Below are 20,423 nucleotides of genomic sequence, written 5' to 3' on the forward strand. Positions count from 1 at the left end.
CCCTGGCCTGTGATCTGCTCGCCTGGATGGGACTCCTGGCCCACCCCCAGGCCCAGGCCCGGCGGTGGGAGCCCAAGAAGCTGCGCCATCGCCTGTTCGCCATCCCCGCCACCCTCGCCCGGAGCGGCCGGCGCGTCATCCTGCACGTCTCGGATCGCCAACCATGGGTCGACACCGTGGTCGCCGCAGTCGGCGTGCTGCGGGGCCTGCCCGCCCCCGCGGGATAGCCCCCGGTATGCACATTGACCGCCCACCATCTGAAAGAACCCCACGGCCCGGACAGCCCGACCCCCGCAGCGACATGCGGCGAACCGTCGCACCCGCCTGCCAGAATCAATGCTCAGTTCGACGACACAGCCGCCGAACCCCCACCCAGCAGCCACCCATGAAAAATCGAGGCTAGACCGGCAAGTACGCCAACGCCCAAGTACTTTATGGGGGAGGGCGTCTTCGAGATTTCCGAGAGGCTAGCCGGTGCCATCATGACAACTTCTACGGGAGAGTTCGCCCCTTCCAAGCTCTTCACCTGAGCCGCCGACTCGGTAACGACCGCGTCTGCGATTTTCCGAGCTTGTTCGGGGCTGTTTCCTGTTGCGGAGACGACGATGGTGAGCGAGTTTGGGGCATTCGATGCGGTGACTTGGTTGGCAAGGTCAGCTGGAGTCGTGTCCAGTCTCAGCTCCTTGATGACATTTTCTGCAACGGACTGAGAGGCGAAGACCGAGACGAAGGCCTTGACCTTCTGAGAGGCCAGCTGAGCTGCGGCAGCGTAGGCACCGGAGTCGTTTCCTCCGGTCGGGGATTGGGGCATGGCCACCCGGACATAGGCGGTGGCTTGTGCGGAGTAGGTGGTGGGCGAGGCGAGCAACAGTCCAGCCGCGGCGACTGCCCCGAGGAGGGTGCAGACGAGGATGGTCCCCAGCCGACGGCGAGTCAGCTTGAGGAAGTCTCGAAGAGTCATGGTGCGGGGTTCCTGTCCGTCCGTCCGGAAGGCACAAGCTCGATGGCAGTGCAGTAACAAAAGATGACAATAATACTGAGAACGCTCAGATGCTGCATTGCGGTGTCAACGTTCACTCGATGGTGCCGGTTGACTTGGGGTGATGGGTGCTACGAGCCAGCTATGGTAGTTCGATCATAGAATGCGAGCGCGAGGTGACGAGGTGGATGCGAGGATAGCCGGGCCCATCATGGTTGCTGCGGCGGGTCCTGAGATGAGCGCTCGACGCAGCCTGCCGGTGAGAGTGCTTTTCGTGTGTACCGGCAACATCTGCCGGTCCGCCTTTGGTGAGGTGTGCTTGTCGTCGCGACTGTCGGGGGTTCCTGGTGTGCAGGTGACATCGGCAGGTGTGATGGCGTTGGTCGACCACCCGCTCGATGAGCTGATGAGGCAGCAGGCGGCCTTGCTCGGGTTGGATGGATCGGGACACCGTGCCCGTCAGCTCACAGGGCGGATTCTCAAGAATGCTGACATCGTGCTGGTGTTCGGCGCTGAGCACGTGGACTGGATCTCCGCGTCCTACCCGGAGCACCTGGAGCGGGTGGTGGCATTGGGGCAGGCTGCTGCGGTGCTGCGCTCCCAACCACGGCGAGCGTTGACCCGGGTGTCGGATCTGGTGAGGGATGTGCGACAGCAGCGGCCCGATCCTCTGGAGGAGGACTGGATCGCCGATCCGTACCGTCAGGGCACGGAGGCTGCGCGAGTGGCTGCTGAGCAGATCTGGGACGATGTTGAAGTGCTGGCACGGAAGATCGAGTGGACTGACTGATTACTGGGCGTCAATGCGGGCCGCCCGTCAGCGCAGCTGGATCCTGGGACGGGTCCCGGCTGCTTTGCGACGCACCACACGCTGAGGGAGTTCGCGCTGATCTGTGGATTCCTGAGCGAGTCGGGTGAGGTGAACTGGCCGGCGCGGCTCGATGATGAGTCCCGGCTTGAGATCCTGATGGACCTGGCCGGAATGCAGCGCGGCCGGTTCCCGGTTGGGCCTGGCCTGGTGATCGACGATCCGTACCGCGGGGCCCCGGAGGACTACGACCGGGCGCTCGCTGAGATACAGGCCGCCGTGGGTCAGATCGTTGCAGCCGTGGAGGGGAAATCGGCTGAGATCTAAGGCCTTTGGGGCTGCCCAGGGTTTAGTTTTTGTTGTCCCCAGCACTGGGGACAACAGATCTCACAGATCCTCGCGGGATCGCAGCCCCGCCAGCTGGAAGTACACCGCCGCGATGGTGACCCCGATCCAGGCTCCGAAGGAGTTCTGGACGACATTCCAGAAGAATGGGCGGCGGTGGATCTGGGGCAGCAGGAGCTGCAGCATCTCCGCGCTGATGCTGATCAACGTGCCCACCACCCCCCAGATCCACAGCGGGACCCGCTTCCAGGCCAGTGCGAGCAGCAGCGTCACCGGGACGAAGGCTGCAATGTTGCTGGCGACGTCACCCACCGACAGTGCCGGCACCTGGGTGATGTGGTGGGCGATCCGCTGGACCAGATGGCCGACCTTGAGCTTCAGCTTGGCGATCAGGGCCGGATCCGGCATCAGCACCGCCAGGCCGATCAGCAGCAGGTAGAACAGCGCACACATCCGCGCGAACACGGCGGCACTGCCGACGCGGCGGCGCGGGGGCCGGTCCTGGTAGCCCTGGCCGGCGTCCTGCTGATCGTAGAGAGTCTGGGGGTAGCTGCCCTGATCCTGGACCGGTTGCTGGTAGCTCGTCTGGTCGTAGCTCGGGCCCGGATCGGCGTACCTGGGCGGGTAGACCGGCGTCGCCTGGCTTCTCGGCATCGGCTCGGTGGTGTCCCAGTCGGCGTTCTCGCGCGCAGGTGCCCACTGCTGGGGTGCCTGTTGGTCGAGCCGACCATCGCGCGGGGGAGTCACGGGTTCACAGTACGAGCTATTTGCAACAGTCGTGTAGCAGCGGCACTGGAGATCTCCGCTTGCAACCGGGTGGTGTCTGACAGGTTCACCGATGTACGGGTACCGCATCGGGCTGTGCCGTCGGCACCGGCGCGACGACCTGCCAAGCGCTGAGGCGGCGGATCTGGACGGCGATCCACGCCCCGATGAAGGCCCCGGATCCATTCTCGACGATGTTGAGGAGATCGGCCCGACGATTCAGGGCCGGAATCAACTGGAGCGCCTCGCAGGCCGCGCTCAGCAGCAGGCAGACTCCCGCCCACGCATAGGGCCTGACCTTCGGCCATCCCAGCGACAGCAAGAGTGTCAGCGGGATGAACCCCACGATGTTGAGCACCACATCGCCCAGCACGACCGGATCGATCGCCGGATGCGATAACCCGCTCTGCAACCGGACTCCCGCCATGCGCTTGAAGGCGATGGCCTCCTGCCTGATCGGGGTCAGGACCGCGAGGCCGATCAGGACCAGATAGCCCGCAGTGATCCCACGGCACAGTCGCACCCTGCTGCGGGCGCGATCTGCGGTCGACATGGCGTCAAGATAAGGGACACCACGTGGTCGGACCAAACCGGGTGGGCTGTCGGCTGTCTCAGCGCGCCCTCACCACAGTCGCACCGGGCCCCTGGAAGGTCACCGCGGGGCCGTCGGCCTCGGCGGTGTCCCAGGCGGCCAGCACCTCCAGGCCCTCCACCTCCACATCACTGCCCAGGGTCTCGGCCAGGTCGACCTCGATGACTCGATCGGCCCTGCTGGCGATGACGGCGACCTGGCCCCTGATCATCACCACGGTGTCGTCATCGACGACCTCGACTCTGATGTCGGACAGGTCGGCGTCGACCAGCTCGGGGATCTCGCGGCGCAGCCTCAGCAGCGTCCGGTACCACTCGAGCATCCGGTGATGGCCCTGGTCGGCGCGCTCGGCCCAGTCAAGCTTGGCCGACTCGAAGGTCTGCGGATCCTCCGGGTCGGGGACGTCGCCGGCCCAGCCGGTCTCGGCGAACTCCCTCTTGCGGCCCTCGGTGACCAGCGGTGCCAGCTCGGGGCCCATGTCGCAGAAGTAGGGGAAGGGGGTCGAGGCAGCCCACTCCTCTCCCATGAAGATCATCGGGGTGAAGGCGCTCAGCAGGTACAACGCGGCCCCGGCCGCCTGGGCCCCCGGCGGTGTGCTGTGGCCGATCCGGTCGCCGGCGGCGCGGTTGCCGACCTGGTCGTGATCCTGCAGGAAGACGACGAAGGAGTGTCCGTCGTAGTGCGGGCTGTGCGGGTCGACGGGTGCTCCCCAGGTCGCGTCGCGGAACGTGGACCAGCCGCCGTCGTGGACGAACACCCTGGTCAACGCCTTGGCGAGGATCTCCGGCGTCCCGAAATCGACGTAATAGCCCTGGCTCTCCCCGGTCAGGAAGGCGTGCAGTCCGTGGTGCACGTCGTCGGCCCACTGCATGGCCATCCCCTTGGCATCGGGGCTCGCGCCGGTGGGGTGGACGGTGGCCGGCTGGTTGCGGTCGGACTCGGCGATCAGGGTCAACGGCCTGCCGATCTCGGCCGACCAGCCGGCGGCGGCGTCGGCCAGCTCTGCCAGGAAATGCCGATCGGAGTCGTCCAGCAGGGCGTGGACGGCGTCCAGCCTCAGGCCGTCCAGGCCGAAGTCGACCAGCCACTGGCGGGCATTGCCGATCAGGAAGTCGCGCACCGGCCCGGCGTGCTCCCCGTCGAGGTTGACCGCCGGACCCCACGGCGTCTCATGGGCGGGATTGAAGTAGGGGCCGAACTCGGCGAGGTAGTTCCCCTCCGGTCCCAGATGGTTGTAGACGACGTCCAGGATGACGCCGATGCCGCGGGCGTGGGCGGCCCCGATGAACCGGATGAAGCCCGCCGGGCCGCCGTAGTCGGCGTTGGTGGCATAGAGGTCGACGCCGTCATAGCCCCAGTTGCGGTGGCCGGGGGTCTGGGCGACCGGCATCACCTCGATGGCCTGGACGCCGAGGGCCCCCAACTCGTCGAGGTGGCCGATCGCGGCGTCGAAGGTGCCCTCGGGGGTGAAGGTGCCGATATGGAGTTCGTACTGGACCTTGCCCCGCAGGTCGATGGCCGGGTGCGTGGCGCCCTCGGACTGGGCCCTCGGGTCGAAGACCTCGGAGGGGCCGTGGACGCCGTCGGGCTGCAGGAGCGACCGCGGGTCGGGTCGCGGATCGCCGCCGTCGATGCTGAAGGCATAGCGCTGACCCGCACGGACCGACCGGGGGAGGGTCCACCAGCCGGGGGTCTGTGCCCGGCCGGCCTCGTGGGGGTCCTGATCCGGCTGGCCCGGTACCCCGGACGTCGAGGTGGTCGGCGCCTGCTCGGCCTCCTTGGCCATCGGCAGCCGCTCACCGTCCAGAATGACGTCAACCGTGGTGGCCCCAGGGGCCCAGACCCGAATCTGCTGATAGTCGCGAGACACCATGCCCCCAACGGTAATCGCGGGGTGCGCCGGTCCGCGGCGAGTTCGCCGGCAGCTGTGGCGGGCCCGACTCAGTCCAGCGGGACCAGCAGGGCCACCGGAAGGGTGGTCATCAGCTCGGCCAGGGACAGCTGGCCGCCACTCAGCTCCCGGCCGGTGAACACCTCACGGAACCTCCCGGCGGGCAGCACCACCTTGTGGTCGGCCCAGCCGTGCCGCTCGGCGAGCACCCCGGCCAGCCGGGTCGCCACCGTGATCGAGGTCACCTCATCGGCCCCGCGCTCCAGCCGGGCGAAGGCCACCGCATGGCCGGTGGTGGTCGCCACCGGGCGGTAGTCGGCGTCATCCCCCCGGAACGCGCTGGGATGGGACTTGCGCAACCGAAGTGCCGACGACGTCAGCAGGAGCTTCTCGGCATCCAGCTTCTCGGTCTCATCGACCCCGCTCAGGGCATCGGAGGACCCCGGCGCCAGCCGCGACAGAAGTTCTGCGCGGTAGTCCAGATCCACCGGGCGGCGGTTGTCGGGATCCACCAGGGACAGATCGATGAGATCGCAACCCTGGTAGCAGTCGGGCACCCCGGGCATCGTCAGCTGGATCAGCTTGCGACCCAGGATCGCGGCCCGCTGGGCGGCGAAGGTGTGCCAGGTGAACTCGTCGAGCAGGGCGGTGACGGTCTTGTCCTCCAGGCAGGCCGCCGCCAACTCTTGGACGGCCGTCTCATAGTCGTCATCGGGCTCGGTCCAGTGGGTGTGCAGCTTCGCCTCGCGCATCGCCTTGGTGAGATATCCCGACAGCCGCTCCGAGGAGATCGGCTCGGAGCCGGCCCTGGTCCCGGGCAGCCGCCAGGTGCCGACCAGGGTCTGCCAGAGCAGATTGGCCATCGCCCCGTCGACCCTCTCGTCCCGCCAGGGCCGAGCGAATCGCTCCAGCCCGGCGACCGTCATCTCCCACTGCTTGGGGTACTCCAGCAGTACGCTCAATCGCGCCCGGACATCGGCCGAGCGCTTGGTGTCATGGGTCGACAGGGTCGTCATGGTGGTCGGCCAGGTGCGCCCCAGCTTGCCGGCGAAGTCATGGAAGTCGTCCAGCGAGATCCCCACCAGATCCGGATCCGAACCGACCTCGTTGACGCCGGTGTAGCGGGTGTAGCGGTAGAAGGCGGTGTCCTCCTTCGACTTGGCCATCACCGGACCGCAGGTCTGGGCGAACCGGGTGATGAACTCGTCGCGCTCGGCCTGGGCATAGGGGTCGCGGGCCGGCCCGACGGTGCCGCAGGCCAGTGAGGCGACCAGATCCAGGGTGTCGGACTCGTCGGCGTCCAGCCCCCGCCGTGCCCTCTCGGCGGCCCTGCCGATGACGGCCTTCTCGGCATCGGGCGCCTCGACACCAGGCTCGATGTAGGCCCGGTAGCGGTCCATCGCGATGAGCAGGGCGGTGATCGCGCGGCGCAGGTGACGCCGGGTGTGATCGCGCAACATGATGTCGTCGGCGCAGACCGAGACCGCCAGACTGGTGAGACGGTTGACCTCGGTGAACAGCATCTCGCTGATCACCTCCTGCTTGGCCCTCTGGACCGTGCTCGAGAACGACGGCGCCGGGTCCTCGTCGGTGCCGGCCAGCGCCTCCCAGATGTGGTCGAGTTCCGGCAGCCCGGTCGCCTCGCTGAACAACCCGTCGACCCTCAGCAGCGAGTCGTAGCCGGTCGTCCCGGCACAGGCGAGGTCGGTGGGCAGGGTCTCGGAGGGCTCCAGGATCTTCTCGACCACCACCCAGGCGCCGTCGGTGGCCCGGCGCAGATCCTCCAGGTACTTGCGTGGGTTCGCCAGGCCGTCGGGGTGGTCGATCCGGAACCCGTCGATCATATGGTCGCGGTAGAGCTCGATGAGCTTGGCGTGGCTGGCCTGGAAGACGTCGTCGTTCTCGACCCGGATCGCCGCCAGGGTGTCGACGTCGAAGAACCGTCGGTAGTTGAGCTCCTCGCTGGCCACCTTCCAGTAGGCCAGCCGGTACCACTGCTGGTCCAGCAGGGCCGGCAGCGGCAGGTCCGCGGTGCCGGGCCGCACCGGGAAGACGTGATCGAAGCAGACCACCACGCTCTGGCGCTCGGTGGAGGTGCCGTCGCCGACCGGGATGTCGCGGGTCTCCAGATGGATATTGCCATTGGCCAGTTCGGTGCCGATCCGGTGGCCCAGCACCGGCATCAGCACCGACAGCGAGTTGGACACGTCGATGTCGAACCATCCCGAGAAGGGCGAGGACGGACCCTGGCGCAGCGCGTCCCACAGCGGACGGTTGTGCCACAGCGGGGTCGGCACCGCCATGTGGTTGGGGACGACGTCGACCACGATCCCGATGCCGTGCTCGTGAGCTGCCGTGGCGAGCCGGCGGAAGGCGTCCTCCCCGCCGCACTCGGCCGAGACCCGGGTGTGGTCGACGACGTCGTACCCGTGGGTGGAGCCGGGGGCCGCCTGCAGGATCGGTGAGCAGAACAGGTGCGAGACGCCGAGCGCGGCGAAGTAGTCGAGCCGCGCGCGGGCGTCGTCGTAGCCGAAGTCCGCGTTGAACTGCAGACGGTAGGTGCTGGACGGGATGGTGAAGTCGCTGCTGCTTAGCGTCACGGAGGCAACTCTACGGCGTCTCTGCCCTGTCCAGTTTGTGAGATTCGTTGTTCGCGATGAGAGACGGGCGCAGAATTCTCACCACTATGAGTGACGCAATTGACACATCCCCACAGGCAGTGATGAGACCCACCGGTAACTCCAAGGCCCGGATTATCGTGTCCTCCCTGGTGGGGACGACGATTGAGTTCTACGACTTCTACGTCTACGCCACTGCTGCGATCTCCGTCTTCCCGCTGCTGTTCTTCCACTCGAAGACCTCCACCGGAGCGCTGCTGGCCTCGCTGGCCACCTTCGGCGTGGCCTTCGTGGCCCGGCCGGTCGGCTCGGTGCTCTTCGGCCACTTCGGGGACCGGGTCGGGCGCAAGGCCACCCTGGTCGCCTCGCTGCTGACGATGGGGGTGGCCACCGTGATCATCGGCATGCTGCCCACCTACGCCCAGATCGGCGTCTGGGCCCCCGCGATGCTGGCCATCATGCGGTTCTGCCAGGGCATGGGACTTGGCGGCGAGTGGTCCGGTGCCTCCCTGCTGGCCGGTGAGAACGCCCGCGAGGGCAAGCGTGGATTCGACTCGATGTGGCCGCAGCTGGGCGCCCCGATCGGATTCCTGCTGGCCAACGGGTTCTTCCTCTTCCTCACCGTGTCGATGAACTACGACTCGACCTCCGCCACCACCAATCACACCTTCCTGGTGTGGGGTTGGCGGCTGCCCTTCCTGTTCTCCGCGGTGATCGTGGCGCTGGGGCTGTATGTGCGCTTCAAGCTGCAGGAGACTCCGGCCTTCGAGATCTCGAAGTCCCGCGGGCAGGTTGTGAAGTCCCCGGTGGCCACCGCCTTCCGGACCTCATGGCGTCAGATCATCCAGGGCACCTTCCTGATGCTGGCCACCTACACGCTGTTCTACCTGATGACGACCTGGATCCTGTCGTACGCGATCGGCAAGACATCGGCCGGGTTCCTGGGGATCGGCTACCGCAAGTTCCTCATCGTGCAGCTCATCACGATCTGCGCCTTCGCGGTGACCATTCCGTTGTCCGGATGGCTGGGTGACAAGGTCGGGCGCAAGCGCTTCCTGACCACCACCACCGCGGCGATCATGGTCTTCGGCCTGACCTTCGCGTTCTTCCTGGATCCGGCCCGGGTGGGCACCGGTGACTCCGCCGACCTCGCGCGGATCGTCGTGTTCATGCTCATCGGGATGGCTCTGATGGGCCTCACCTTCGGCATCCAGTCGGCTCTGCTGCCCGAGCTGTTCCCGACCAATGTGCGCTACACCGGATCGGCGATCGCCTACAACGTGGCCTCGATCCTGGGTGCTGCGGTGGCTCCGTTCATCGCCACCTGGCTGGCGACCACCTATGGTCCCGGCTGGGTCGGGATCTACCTGCTGGCGATGGGGGCTCTCACCCTGATCGCCTGCCTCACCATCCCCGAGACCAGGAACCGTGACCTGGTGACCATCGGAGAGGCCTCTGCTGGGGTTGCCGGCTCGGCCGCCGAGTGGGAGCCCGAGATGGCCGGGAGTCACTGAGGTTCCGAGGCCGGGTTCGGGCCCTGTGTCTGGGCCACCTCGCATGGTGGGACCCCTCGGTGCGACTGGGTTGGATGCCTTGCCCGGTGGGACCGTCGGGTGTGACGGGGCTGGCCGCTCCGCCTCGTGAGACCCCGGATGTGACGGGGCTGGATGCGCAAATTTCTCCGCAGACGGGGGTATCTGCAGCTGTGACTGCATGAACCCCCGTCTGCGGAGCAATTTGCGCATCTGCCCGCCGATTCCTACCCCGATGAGGGGTGACCTGAGGCCTCCGATGGCGTGTTCGGCCGGATGACTGACCCCCGAAGCGGGCTTTCCCGAGCGGGAGGGGTGTAGTGCGGATCGATCGACGCCCCGGGCGAGGAGTTGTCCACAGAACGGCCTCCGGGCGCCGGGACTGCGGGGTTCTTTCCACAGATTGACCTGGCAGCGGCAGATCGGACCTCTCGCCACGAGAAGTTCAGTGTGAGAGCACTCGACGAACTTCAGACCGCTCGCCTCATGCGGGTGCCCAGGACCTCCTCGGCCAGACGGCAGGTGACTGCGGCCGTGAAGGCGGGGCGCGCCATCCGGCCGCTGCCCGGCATCATCATGTCCGCACAGGTGCGCGACGACTACCGGGCGTGGGTGTTCGCGACCTGGATGTGGCGGCCGAGCGCGATCGTCGCGGGTCGTGCAGCTCTGTGCCTTCAAGGGGTGGAGGGGATCACCGTGCAGAGCGTTGATGTGCTCCTTCCGTACACCTATGCCGACCGTGGCCGGCTGCGCTACCGCCGTTGCGAGCTGCCGCCCGATCTCGTCACGGACCGTGGCCACGGTCCCGTCGTGGTGCCGGCGGCAGCGGCCCTGCTGCTGGGTGTGCAAGGAGACCTCGAGGCGGTCTGCGCCGCGTTGAAGCAGCGCATCACGACGGTCAGTGACATGAGGCAGGCGAGAGCGCTGCTGCGATACCACCCGGCTGCTCGCAAGATGGACCGGGTGCTGCGCTACGTGAGCCAGTCGCCGTGGTCGGTGGCCGAACTGGAGGTTCACGAGCTCCTGAGGCTCGTCGGCATCACCGGGTGGACGGGGAACCCGAAGCTGATTCTTCATCCGAGCGGCCACGAGAGAGGAAGGATCTGCTACCCGGACGCAGCCTTTGAGGCGGAGAAGCTAGCCCTGGAGGTGGCCAGCGAGACCTATCACAACAACTCGATGGCCTTCGCCATGGACACGTTGAGAGCGCGCTGGTTCGCAGCTGAGGGCTGGACCCAGATGCCCGTCACACCGGTGCAGGTCAGACGTGATCCGAACGCCTTCCTGGCCGACCTCTGTTCGCGGCTGAACTCCCGTCATCGGCCATCAGAGCTTCCCTGGGTCGAGTACACCGGGCGGGCGCCGTTCTGGAGGATCATCGATCGGCACGAGAAGGAGGCGCGTTGGTGGGAGAACGAGGCGCCGCTGAGTCAGGAGAGTGAGGTGTGGTGATCGGCAGTGAGGTTCGGAAGCGGCCCGAGGAGAAGCCCGCGGTGGTCGATCGGCGCTGGTGGCCCACCCTTCTGGCCAGTTCAGGTGCGCAAATTACTCCGCAGACGGGGGTCCACGCAGCTGGGGCTGCAGCTCCCCCCGTCTGCGGAGCACTTTGCGCAGTGGGCGAGGGAGGTGGTCGTGGGCAGGAAGTGGCCGTGTGGCAGGGAGTGGCCATGGGCTGGGGGGCCGCGGGCAGGAGGTGGCCGTGTGGCAGGGGGTCGTGTCCCAGCGCTGCAACCGGCTCCCGGGCTCAGGCGGAGGGCTGACTCCCGGGGGTCAGCGTCATCCGGGGACCCATCTGCTGCTGCGACAACCGGGTGAAATCCCACCGTTCCGCATCAGATCCAAAGCCGTTGGCGTCGAAGACCAGGTATCCCACCTCGAGGGAGCCAATCGCGTAGCGGCCCTGTTGCGCCAGCGACTCGATGGTGGACCAGGGGTGGAATGACCGGGTGCCGTTGCTCTCGTCGAGGCTGTAGACCCCCTCCTCGGCGATGGTGTGATCCACCATCCTCGGCCCCTGGGCAGCCAACTGCTTGCGAACTGCGCGCCGGGAGGCGCTCTTCAACCCCACGGTTGCGTACAGCAGGAGGATCAGCCCGGCGATCAGGCCGATCACCGGCAGATCGCCGAGGCTCAAGATGTCACCAGAGTCGAGGATGACGTCGAACACCAGGCCGATGGCGAAGATCACCAGGCCCAGTGCACCCGCCATGATCAGCGAGGCCTTGGCGGAGCGCATCTGCTTGTGATGCCTCAGGTGGTAGTCGTTCAGGGCGTAGAGGGCGTCCTGGTCCATGAGTGTTCTGCATTGCACGGGCATCTGCGGGGATCCTGGGGTTCGAGTGAGGTGGTGGCAGGGCAGACCACCGGGCCTGAGAGTATCGCCTCCGACCGAGCATCGCGGACCATGTGAGGTCGCAGCCATAGCTGGAGGCGGGCACGTCGGGGCCTGGCACCAGCAGCGCGGAGGACTCGCATGGTGCCGGCGCTCCCGTCCAAGTCGGGGCGGTGGTGGGTGCGGCGCTCCCGTCCGGGTCGGGGCCGTCGTGGGTGGGGCGCTCCCGTCCGGGTCCGAACCCCGACGGGTGCAGCCTGCGCGAGGGGTGGCCACGAGGGGAGCCTCGAGGGCAGAAAAAGGCCCCCGGACCGCGTGAAATCAACGATCCGGGGGCTTGCGCGGAGGATACGAGATTCGAACTCGTGAGGGCGTGAACCCAACCCGCTTTCCAAGCGAGCGCCATAGGCCTCTAGGCGAATCCTCCGTCGCAGAGGGTACCGGCTGCGCGACGTCGCGCCAAATCACGGGTTCGCCCAGCGGATGCAGGTCGATCGCTCATCTGCCGGGACGCGAGGCTCGAGATGAGGCCCGGCACGGGAGGGTCACTGCCGGGCTCGACACTGGACAGGACGGCTGAGCGCACCACCGAGGGGGCTGCCCGGCTGGTTGCCGGATCGCACCATGCCCGGACGGCGCGGCATCAGGCAGCGCAGCGAACGCAGTGGTTCATCCGATGCAGCGGTTCATCGGTTCTCCCAGCCTCGCAGCGCCTCGATCTCACGGCGGTCCTTCTTGGTCGGACGCCCGGCTCCGCGGTCGCGCCGGGCCACCGGGGCCGACAGGTAGTCCGGGCGTGGCAGGGACAGATCCCGATAGGCCTCCACCGCCAGCTTCGCCCCGACCCGCTTGCTGATCGGCTCGACGACCTCCAGCACCCGGTACCAACCCGGTGTGTGGATGGTCACCTTGTCGCCGGGTTTGACGATCTTGGCCGCCTTGACCGGCTCGTCATTGAGTCGGATGTGGCCTCCTCGCACCGCGGCAGTGGCCATCGACCGGGTCTTGAAGGCCCGCACCGACCACAGCCACACGTCCACCCTGGTCATCGCGCCTCCTCACGCCGGGCCCACCCGCCCACAGATGACGCCGATTCTGCCACCCGCAGCTGATTGTGGGCACCGGGCGACCCGGATGGCGTCCGCCACGACGCCCCGGCAAGTTGGCCGCGGTGACGGCGTCCCCTAGACTGGACGAAGGTTCCCCGTGCGGCGGCACCTGACCGAACTCCCCCAGGACCGAGAGGTAGCAAGGGTAGGTTGGCTCTACCGGGTGCGCGGGGAGCCCCTTTTTATGTCCGCCGCCGAGGCGTCCAGAGGGCCGAAGGCGCAGGGACGGGTTGCAGGAGGACTGTTGTCGGAGAGCCGGATCATCACCACGGACCGAGCCGGAATCATCTGGAGCGGCATCACCTGGTGCAGCCTGCTTCTGGTGGTCCCTGCCGGACTGGCCGGGATGATGCTGCAGACCCTGCTGCCGGCCAATCTCGGCTACCCGCAACTGGACACCTCCGAAGCCGTCGTCCCGCGCTGGCTGTCGCTGACGGTGCTGGGCTGCGAGCTGGCGGCCTTCGCGGTTCCCGCGATCGTCTGCACGGTGTGCAATCACAAGGCCAAGAAGCTCGGCCATCCGGTCAGGGGAGCGGTGATGCTGGCCTGGGGAGTCTTCGGTTTCGTGACTGTCGTCGGCCTGCTGCTGTGGTTCTTCGGTTGACAGCGGAGACGCCGTGATCGCCCGGCGCCCCGGTGCCGGCGATGGATCTGCGACTGGGGGGTCGCAGTGTCGGTGAGGTCAACTAGGGTTCGGTTCGTGGATGAGGACTACGACCCGCTGTCCGGCGACCCGGAACCCGAGGAGGACGAGGACGACTTCGTCCAGGACGGTCCGGACCTCTTCGGTGCCCAGCCGGACCCGGTCGACGATGCAGGGGCCGAGGGCGGCACCGAGGAGGAGACGCCGTCCGAGCCCGGGCCGTCCGAATCGGGGCCATCCGAGCCCGCACCGGTCAGTTCCGCGCCGGTCGGCGTGGCCACAGATGATGACGACCAGGACGATCCCGAGGGCAACCTGCTGACCGGCCCGGAGACGCCCCAGGAGCCCGATGGGCTGGAGTCCGACGAGGTCGCCGACGACCCCGAGTCCCCGGCCGATGAGAGCGACGAGGCCTCCGAGCACCTGGAGGCCGTCAGGCAGCTGGCGGCCGCTGAGGAGCTGGTGATCGACGAACCACCGGTCGATGGTGAGATGGACGAGGGGGAGGATCCCGAAGAGCCCGACCTCCCCGATTCGGACACCGCCGACCATGGCGACGCCGATCCCGATCTCGCCGATTCGGACACCCTCGGGCAGAGCGACGCTGCCGCAGCCAGCACCCGCGGCCACATCGAGGCGATCCCCGCCACCCAGCAGGACGATGGTGAACCCCCATTGGCCCTCTACCGCCGCTACCGTCCCGACACCTTCGACGAGGTGATCGGTCAGGATCACGTCGTCGAACCCCTCAAACGCGCCATCATCAACAACCGGGTCAACCACGCCTACCTGTTCTCCGGGCCGCGCGGCTGCGGCAAGACGACCAGCGCCAGGATTCTGGCCCGGGCCCTGAACTGCGAGCAGGGGCCCACGCCGAACCCCTGCGGCGTCTGCCAGTCCTGCCGGGATCTGGCCCGCGGCGGCTCCGGCTCGATCGACGTCATCGAGATCGACGCCGCCTCCCACGGCGGGGTCGAGGACGCCCGCGACCTGCGCGAGCGGGCCTTCTTCGCGCCGGTCTCCTCGCGCTACAAGATCTACATCATCGACGAGGCCCACATGGTCACCACGCAGGGCTTCAACGCCCTGCTGAAGCTGGTCGAGGAGCCGCCGCCGCACGTCAAGTTCATCTTCGCGACCACCGAGCCGGAGAAGGTCATCGGGACCATCCGGTCGCGGACCCACCACTATCCCTTCCGTCTGGTCCCCCCGAAGATCCTCATCTCCTATCTGGAGAGGATCTGCTCGCAGGAGGGGATCCGCGTCGAACGCTCGGTGCTGCCCCTGGTGGTGCGTGCCGGCGGCGGGTCGGTGCGGGACTCCCTGTCGGTCCTCGACCAGCTGCTCGGCGGGGCCGAGGCTGACGGCGTCTCCTACTCCCGGGCCGCGGCACTGCTGGGATACACCCCCGACGCGCTGCTCGACCAGATCGTCGACGCCTTCGCCGCCGGGGACGCCCACGAGGTCTTCGCCACCATCGACAAGGTCATCGAGATCGGCCAGGATCCGAGGCGGTTCACCGAGGACCTGCTGCGCCGGGTCCGCGACCTGGTGATCCTCTCGGCGGTTCCCGACGCCTGTTCCACCGGGCTCATCGACGCCTCCCCCGAGCAGGCCACCCGGCTGAGTCACCAGGCCGCCGGGATGGGGTCGGGGGAGCTGACCCGCGCCGCCGAGGTGCTGGCCACCGGCCTCACCCAGATGCGCGGCACCACCGCTCCACGGCTCCACCTGGAGCTGATGTGCTCGCGGGTCCTGCTGCCCAGTTCCGACTCCGGCGAGCGTGGCTACAACGCCCGCCTGGAGCGGTTGGAGCGTCGGGTCGGGATGGCCGGGGCAGCGGTCGAGACGGGGGAGACGCCGTCTGGGGCGGATACCACCGGGCAGCCGACGCAGTGGCCCGGTTCCCAGCAGGTGGCCGGGCAGTCCGGTCCCCAGCAGGGCAACGCGCAGCCGGGATCGCAGCAGAGCGACCCGCAGGCTCCGCAGCAGGGCAGTCCGCAGGCAGGCCCTCAGCGCCCGGCCCAGCAGCCGAGCTCGCAGCGTCGCCCCGCCAACTCCGGACCCCGGCGTCGTCCCCGGCCCAGCGAGCGCAACTACCGCTCCGGTTCCTCCCAGCCGGCCGAGCCGCCGGTGGAGGGTTCCCGACCCCCGGCCTCCCAGTCATCGCCTACTCCTGACTCGCAGCCCCCGGCTCCCCAGCAGACGGGCGGCAACTCGGGTCGCAGCGCCGAACAGCGACCGGTAGATCAGCCGGGCCCCGAGTCCCCAGCCCCGCAGGCATCGGCCCCGCAGGCATCGGCCCCGCAGGGGGGCGGCCCAGGTCAGGTGGACATCTCGATGCTGCGGCGCGAGTGGCCGCGGGTGCTCGACGTCGTCAAGGACCACGGCCGGGTGATCTGGATGGTGCTGACCCAGTACGCCCAGATCCTCGAGGTACACGGTCGGCGGGCGACCATCGGCTTCGCCAACCCGGGGGCTCTCGACATGTTCGCCTCCGGGCCGCACTCCAAGGTGCTGCATGACGCCGTGGTGGAGGTGCTGGGTGTCGACCTGGACTTCGACCCGATTCTGGATGGTCCCGGGGGAGGTCCGAGCGGCGGACCTCAGGGTGCCCCCGGCGGCCCAGGCGATCAGGGCGGTTCAGGCGGCCGAGGCGGTGTGGGCGGCCAGGCAGGTTCGGGAGGCCGGGGCGGTTCCGCCTCGCACTCTCCCGGCCAGTCCCGCAATGACTACCAGGGGCCCGGCTCGCCGTGGCCCGGTCCATCGGGTGAGGCTCCGCCGGACCCTTCTGAGCCCGGCCGGGACGAGGCGCTCCGGCCGGGCGCTGACGAGCCTGACGGGTCTGATGCCGGCGGTCCCGGCGGTACCGATCCCGGTGCCGCGCAGGGCGCTCCCGGCGTCGCGGACGGTTCGGACCGGAGCGGTACGGGCCTGGCCCGGCCCGCCTCCAGGGGCGCGGATCCTGTGCCGGTCGGCTCCGGGCCTGTCAGCCGGCCCACAGGCACCGCTCCGGCGCCGGCAGGCCACAGGTGGAGTCAGCGCGCCAAGGAGGGCATCCGTGAGATGTCCCATCATGTCGAGCAGGAGCCTCCCGAGGATGAGGATCTGCCCGCCTCGGAGTGGGACTCGGAGGGGGTCGAGACCCCCCAGTACTCGGCTGCCGAGCTGATCCGCACCGAACTCGGAGGGGTCGTCATCGACATCCCCGTGGTGGAGTGAGGATCGGGGCGCCGGTCGCTGCTCCCGGCGTCGCCCGGTGGGTCTGTGCCAGGGATTGCGCTCGCCGCCGACTGCGCCCTCGGCGGCGTTGGGAGCGCACCCCGGGTCGGGTAGATTCGAGGGGCATCAATGACTATCTCCCGGGTGCATCCCGGGCATGACAGGGGATCCAGATGAGCAGTCCGGCAGATGGTTTCGACCTCAACGGCCTTGATATGAACGGTCTGCTGGCTCAGGCCCAGGCGATGCAGGCCCAGCTGGTCCAGGCCCAGAAGGACCTCGCCGAGTCGAGCTTCGACGGGACGGCTGGCGGCGGCCTGGTCAATGCCGTCGTGTCGGGGGCCGGGGAGTTGCAGTCCCTGGAGATCAAGCCCGAGGCCGTCGACCCCGAGGACACCGAGACGTTGGCCGACCTGGTGGTCGCCGCAGTCCGCGACGCCGCCTCCAAGGCCAGCGCCAAGCAGGCCTCGGTGATGCCCCAGATACCTGGCCTGGGGATGTGACCGGGCCGGGGGATCTGAGGGTGCGCCGGTGGCAGCCCTGAGGGTCCCCACAGACGGGATGTGACGGCGTCTGCCGGTGGCAGGAGAGGGCCGGGTTCGGGGCGCGCGTGGTACGGCGTCTGGAAGTGTCGGTGGTCCGCCGTAGCATGTGAGGGCGGCTGGACGTGACGGTCGCGGAAGGAGACCCGATGTACGACGGTCCGCTGCAAGACCTCATCGACGCCCTGTCGCGGCTGCCGGGAATCGGCCCGAAGGGTGCGCAGCGCATCGCCTTCCACATCCTCGACGCGCCCGCCGAGGAGGTCAACGCGCTCGCCGACACTCTCAAAGAGGTCAAGGAGAAGGCGAAGTTCTGCCAGGTCTGCTTCAACATCTCCTCCGACGACGTCTGCCGCTACTGCCGGGATCCGCGCCGTGATCAGTCGGTGATCTGCGTGGTCGAGGAGTCCAAGGACGTCATCGCCGTGGAGCGCACCCGCGAGTTCCGAGGGCTGTATCACGTCCTCGGTGGGGCGATCTCACCGCTGGACGGCAAGGGCCCGGCCGACCTGCACATCCGAGAGCTGTGCACCCGGCTGGCCGACGACACCGTCACCGAGGTGATCCTGGCCACCAACCCGAACCTCGAGGGGGAGGCGACGGCCTCCTATCTGTCGCGGCTGATCTCGCCGATGGGGGTGCGGGTCTCCCGGCTGGCCTCAGGACTGCCGGTCGGCGGGGACCTGGAGTACGCCGACGAGGTGACCCTGGGCCGGGCCTTCGAGGGACGCCGCTACGTCTCCTCGGACGCCGCCTCGGCCACTACCGCCTGATCGCAGGTGGTGGACTGAGCTGCAGCGCACCCGGAACGGTGGTGGCCGGACGGGGATTGCCAGCAGGGCTACCCCGGCCGAATAGAGTTGAGCCATGATTGCAGCATTCAGTTTGGTGCCCAGTGGTGGCCGGTCGGCTCGCGAGGACGGCGGTGTCGCCAATGCCGTCGCGGCCGCGGTGGCCGTGGTGCGCGAGTCCGGCCTGCCCAACCACACCAGCTCGATGTTCACCGAGATCGAGGGGTCCTGGGACGAGTGCATGGCGGTGGTCAAGAAGGCCACCGAGGCGGTCGCCGAGTACGGCACCCGGGTGTCCCTGGTGCTCAAGGCCGACATCCGGCCCGGTCGCACCGGTGAGATGACAGCCAAGTTGGAGCGTCTAGAGCGCCACATCGCCGAGGACAGCAAGTAGTCGTCGGCCTCGAACTGCGCAGAATGCTCCGCAGACTGGCCTGCTTGCAGCTCCAGCTGCACAGACCCCCGTCTGCGGAGTAATGTGCGCAGCCCTCGGCTCCGGCTACCGCCGCTGGGCCGGGATCGGGCGGAACAGCGGCACCAGGGCCAGCATCACAGCAGCCCCGGCGGGTAGGCAGACCAGCGCCCACCGCAGGCTGATGGCATCTCCCAGAGCCCCGATGCCGACCGGGAAGGCCATGAACCCCAGCCTCATCAGCCATGAGGTGACGGTGAGGCCGAGGCCGTCGGTGACCCCGGGGAGGCGGTTCGCCACGTCCATCGCCAGCGGAATGATGGTGGCGACCCCCCAGCCGGCGGCGGTGAAGCCGAGGATCGCGGTGGCCGGGGTCGGCCAGGCGATCGAGATGATCATCCCGATCAGGCAGACGATCGACCCCTGGGCCACGGCCACGGCCTGGCCGAAGCGGTTGACGATGGCGTCGCCGGTGAGCCGTCCGAGGGTCTCGGCGCTCATCAGGCCCACGAAACCCAGGCCCGCCACGAATGGCGTCACGGTGAAGGCCGAGTTGAGATAGAGCGGGGCCCAGCTCGCTCCGCCGATCTCGATGCCGCCGGCCACCGCGCCGACCAGACCCAGGGCGACGATCCTCAGCCAGCTGCCCAGCGGCACCGGGGCCCGGTTCCGGGCGGCCTGGTCGGCAGGGATGGCACTGGTGCCGACCGGGCTGGCTGGGCTGGTCCCGGCGGCCGCGAGCGCAGGGTCCGGATGGCCCTCGGAGCCGGCAGGGGAGGGCACCGGGCCGGCATCCGGGGTGCTGGAACCATCGGGGGAGGGCACCGGGCCGGCATCCGGGGTGCTGGGATCCGCGGTGTCGGCGTCGCGACCCGGCAGCATCAACGACCAGGACCACACCAGCACCAGGGCCAGCACCACGATGGTGACCAGCGCCTGGGAGGTGATGCTGACTCGCCACTGGGCCATCGCCGAGCCGATCAGTCCACCGGCCACCGCCCCCACCGACCAGAAGCCGTGGAAGGTGTTGATGATGGAGCGGCGATACAGGTTCTGGACCCGCAACCCCTGGTAGTTCATCGCGATGTCGGTCAACGCATCGAAGGCGCTCATCAGGATCATCGCCACGAAGACCCAGCCGATATGTCCGGCGAGTGCCAGAAGGATCAGGGCGGCGGTGGAGGCCAGTTGCGGCCAGATGGCGACATTACGGGAGCCGAATCTCGCCATCAGGCGGGCGGCGGCCAGGCCCAGGGCCAGCCCACCGAGCGGCCCCAGTCCGATCGCCAGCCCCCACACGGTCTGGGACGCCGTCAGGCTCGCCTTGATCTCGGGGTAGCGGGGAACCAATGAGGCGAAGGTCATCCCGTTGACCAGGAAGAGCAACAGGGTGCCGACCCGGGCGCGGACGGCCTGGGGCGGCGGTGTGGTGGTCACGATCGTTCAGCAGACATCACGGTGCGCGTGGTCGTCAAACTCGCCGTTTCCCGGCTCTTCACGATTGAGGGTGTAGTTGGGGTCTGAATCCTCCGGCCTCGAGGAGACTGCGGGCAATGTAGTTCGTCAGGTTTCGGAAGCCCAAGGCTGAGCCGCGCAGGTGTTCCAGTCGGCCATTGAGGGCTTCTGTCGGGCCGTTGGAGGTGTGGGGGCGCTCGAAGTAGGCCAGGACGTCTGTGGCGCGCCGCTTGAGGGTGCGCCCCAGGGTGATGATCTCAGCGAGGGCGGCGGGAACGCCGCGGCTGATGACCTCGATGACGTGGGCCAGCTGGGCTCGCCCGGCCTTGGGGTCGGGATCGCGGTAGGCGGCCACGATCTTCTGGTAGATGCCCCAGGTGGCTTCCA

The 20,423-nt window shown here is 68.3% G+C and carries 19 protein-coding genes, 1 tRNA gene and 1 other RNA gene; 11 read left to right on the plus strand and 10 right to left on the minus strand.

The genetic code is table 11. The features are described from left to right. On the plus strand, positions 1–227 hold a 227-nt coding region (locus G554_RS0108415), incomplete at its 5' end, for a transposase (RefSeq protein WP_027587562.1). Positions 228–340: 113 nt separating this feature from the next. Here the strand turns inward: G554_RS0108415 and G554_RS0108420 are convergent. Continuing rightward, positions 341–961 carry a YveK family protein gene (locus G554_RS0108420; RefSeq protein ID WP_027587563.1) on the minus strand — a complete coding sequence of 207 codons (621 nt, stop codon included), beginning with the start codon at positions 959–961 and terminating at the stop codon, positions 341–343. A gap of 253 nt (positions 962–1,214) precedes the next feature. Here G554_RS0108420 and G554_RS16770 point away from each other — a divergent pair, with 253 nt between their 5' ends. Then, positions 1,215–1,769, plus strand: a complete 555-nt coding sequence (locus G554_RS16770; RefSeq protein ID WP_245570005.1) for an arsenate reductase/protein-tyrosine-phosphatase family protein — start codon at positions 1,215–1,217, stop codon at positions 1,767–1,769. A gap of 129 nt (positions 1,770–1,898) precedes the next feature. Continuing rightward, entirely contained in the window at positions 1,899–2,114 is a 216-nt protein-coding gene (locus tag G554_RS0108430) for a low molecular weight phosphatase family protein (RefSeq protein WP_027587564.1), read from the plus strand. A 60-nt stretch (positions 2,115–2,174) separates the two neighbouring features. Here the strand turns inward: G554_RS0108430 and G554_RS16775 are convergent, their stop codons facing one another. From G554_RS16775 to treY, 4 genes are all read right to left on the minus strand, one after another. Next, complete coding sequence (locus tag G554_RS16775) at positions 2,175–2,879, minus strand: VanZ family protein (RefSeq protein ID WP_051232756.1); 705 nt, start codon at positions 2,877–2,879, stop codon at positions 2,175–2,177. A gap of 85 nt (positions 2,880–2,964) precedes the next feature. Further along, positions 2,965–3,450, minus strand: coding sequence for a VanZ family protein (locus tag G554_RS16780; protein WP_051232758.1), 486 nt, complete (start codon positions 3,448–3,450; stop codon positions 2,965–2,967). Positions 3,451–3,508: 58 nt separating this feature from the next. Next, positions 3,509–5,362, minus strand: a complete 1,854-nt coding sequence (gene treZ, locus G554_RS0108445) for a malto-oligosyltrehalose trehalohydrolase (RefSeq protein ID WP_036925184.1) — start codon at positions 5,360–5,362, stop codon at positions 3,509–3,511. Between the two features lie 68 nt (positions 5,363–5,430). Continuing rightward, positions 5,431–7,980: a malto-oligosyltrehalose synthase gene (gene treY / locus G554_RS0108450; RefSeq protein ID WP_027587566.1), complete on the minus strand. Its 2,550-nt coding sequence runs from the start codon at positions 7,978–7,980 to the stop codon at positions 5,431–5,433. Positions 7,981–8,066: 86 nt separating this feature from the next. Between treY and G554_RS15515 the strand changes: the two genes are divergently transcribed. Both G554_RS15515 and G554_RS0108465 read left to right on the plus strand, forming a co-directional pair. Continuing rightward, positions 8,067–9,512 carry an MFS transporter gene (locus G554_RS15515; RefSeq protein WP_051232759.1) on the plus strand — a complete coding sequence of 482 codons (1,446 nt, stop codon included), beginning with the start codon at positions 8,067–8,069 and terminating at the stop codon, positions 9,510–9,512. 468 nt (positions 9,513–9,980) lie between these two features. Next, positions 9,981–10,982, plus strand: a complete 1,002-nt coding sequence (locus G554_RS0108465) for a hypothetical protein (RefSeq protein ID WP_154654237.1) — start codon at positions 9,981–9,983, stop codon at positions 10,980–10,982. A 292-nt stretch (positions 10,983–11,274) separates the two neighbouring features. Here G554_RS0108465 and G554_RS0108470 read toward each other — a convergent pair whose 3' ends face one another. The 3 genes from G554_RS0108470 to G554_RS0108480 all read right to left on the minus strand — a co-directional run bounded on the left by G554_RS0108470 (position 11,275) and on the right by G554_RS0108480 (position 12,911). Next, the gene (locus G554_RS0108470) at positions 11,275–11,847 is read right to left on the minus strand and encodes a hypothetical protein (protein WP_154654238.1); all 573 of its coding nucleotides are present in this window, start codon (positions 11,845–11,847) and stop codon (positions 11,275–11,277) included. A 357-nt stretch (positions 11,848–12,204) separates the two neighbouring features. Further along, positions 12,205–12,289, minus strand: a tRNA-Ser gene (locus tag G554_RS0108475). A gap of 259 nt (positions 12,290–12,548) precedes the next feature. Beyond that, the gene (locus tag G554_RS0108480; RefSeq protein WP_027587569.1) at positions 12,549–12,911 is read right to left on the minus strand and encodes an RNA-binding S4 domain-containing protein; all 363 of its coding nucleotides are present in this window, start codon (positions 12,909–12,911) and stop codon (positions 12,549–12,551) included. Positions 12,912–13,057: 146 nt separating this feature from the next. On the opposite strand from G554_RS0108480, the gene ffs reads away from it, so the two are divergent. The 6 genes from ffs (at position 13,058) to G554_RS0108505 (ending at position 18,563) form a co-directional block, all read left to right on the plus strand. Then, positions 13,058–13,154: signal recognition particle sRNA small type (ffs, locus tag G554_RS16985), an RNA gene on the plus strand. A gap of 58 nt (positions 13,155–13,212) precedes the next feature. Next, positions 13,213–13,575 (plus strand): hypothetical protein, encoded by a 363-nt coding sequence (locus tag G554_RS0108485; RefSeq protein ID WP_036925197.1) that lies wholly within the window; start codon positions 13,213–13,215, stop codon positions 13,573–13,575. A 531-nt stretch (positions 13,576–14,106) separates the two neighbouring features. Next, positions 14,107–16,836: a DNA polymerase III subunit gamma and tau gene (locus tag G554_RS0108490; protein ID WP_084648426.1), complete on the plus strand. Its 2,730-nt coding sequence runs from the start codon at positions 14,107–14,109 to the stop codon at positions 16,834–16,836. Positions 16,837–17,009: 173 nt separating this feature from the next. Further along, positions 17,010–17,339 (plus strand): YbaB/EbfC family nucleoid-associated protein, encoded by a 330-nt coding sequence (locus G554_RS0108495; protein ID WP_027587572.1) that lies wholly within the window; start codon positions 17,010–17,012, stop codon positions 17,337–17,339. A gap of 188 nt (positions 17,340–17,527) precedes the next feature. Further along, entirely contained in the window at positions 17,528–18,151 is a 624-nt protein-coding gene (gene recR, locus G554_RS0108500) for a recombination mediator RecR (protein ID WP_027587573.1), read from the plus strand. Between the two features lie 94 nt (positions 18,152–18,245). Next, positions 18,246–18,563 carry a thiamine-binding protein gene (locus G554_RS0108505; RefSeq protein ID WP_027587574.1) on the plus strand — a complete coding sequence of 106 codons (318 nt, stop codon included), beginning with the start codon at positions 18,246–18,248 and terminating at the stop codon, positions 18,561–18,563. Positions 18,564–18,668: 105 nt separating this feature from the next. Here G554_RS0108505 and G554_RS0108510 read toward each other — a convergent pair whose 3' ends face one another. Together G554_RS0108510 and G554_RS0108515 are read right to left on the minus strand one after the other, a co-directional pair. After that, positions 18,669–20,018, minus strand: a complete 1,350-nt coding sequence (locus G554_RS0108510; RefSeq protein WP_084648425.1) for an MFS transporter — start codon at positions 20,016–20,018, stop codon at positions 18,669–18,671. Between the two features lie 58 nt (positions 20,019–20,076). Further along, positions 20,077–20,423: ISL3 family transposase (locus G554_RS0108515; RefSeq protein ID WP_027587576.1), on the minus strand; the 347-nt coding region annotated here is incomplete at its 5' end.

It is taken from the genome of Acidipropionibacterium thoenii DSM 20276 (genome assembly GCF_000423445.1).
GTDB lineage: Bacteria > Actinomycetota > Actinomycetes > Propionibacteriales > Propionibacteriaceae > Acidipropionibacterium > Acidipropionibacterium thoenii.

Coding starts and splice junctions, on each gene's coding strand:
- G554_RS0108480 (WP_027587569.1), bottom strand. CDS start 12,911: ATGACCAGGGTGGACGTGTGGCTGTGGTCGGTGCGGGCCTTCAAGACC.
- G554_RS15515 (WP_051232759.1), top strand. CDS start 8,067: ATGAGTGACGCAATTGACACATCCCCACAGGCAGTGATGAGACCCACC.
- G554_RS0108470 (WP_154654238.1), bottom strand. CDS start 11,847: ATGCCCGTGCAATGCAGAACACTCATGGACCAGGACGCCCTCTACGCC.
- G554_RS0108490 (WP_084648426.1), top strand. CDS start 14,107: ATGGACGAGGGGGAGGATCCCGAAGAGCCCGACCTCCCCGATTCGGAC.
- G554_RS16780 (WP_051232758.1), bottom strand. CDS start 3,450: ATGTCGACCGCAGATCGCGCCCGCAGCAGGGTGCGACTGTGCCGTGGG.
- G554_RS16770 (WP_245570005.1), top strand. CDS start 1,215: ATGAGCGCTCGACGCAGCCTGCCGGTGAGAGTGCTTTTCGTGTGTACC.
- G554_RS0108420 (WP_027587563.1), bottom strand. CDS start 961: ATGACTCTTCGAGACTTCCTCAAGCTGACTCGCCGTCGGCTGGGGACC.
- treZ (WP_036925184.1), bottom strand. CDS start 5,362: ATGGTGTCTCGCGACTATCAGCAGATTCGGGTCTGGGCCCCTGGGGCC.
- G554_RS0108505 (WP_027587574.1), top strand. CDS start 18,246: ATGATTGCAGCATTCAGTTTGGTGCCCAGTGGTGGCCGGTCGGCTCGC.
- recR (WP_027587573.1), top strand. CDS start 17,528: ATGTACGACGGTCCGCTGCAAGACCTCATCGACGCCCTGTCGCGGCTG.
- G554_RS0108495 (WP_027587572.1), top strand. CDS start 17,010: ATGAGCAGTCCGGCAGATGGTTTCGACCTCAACGGCCTTGATATGAAC.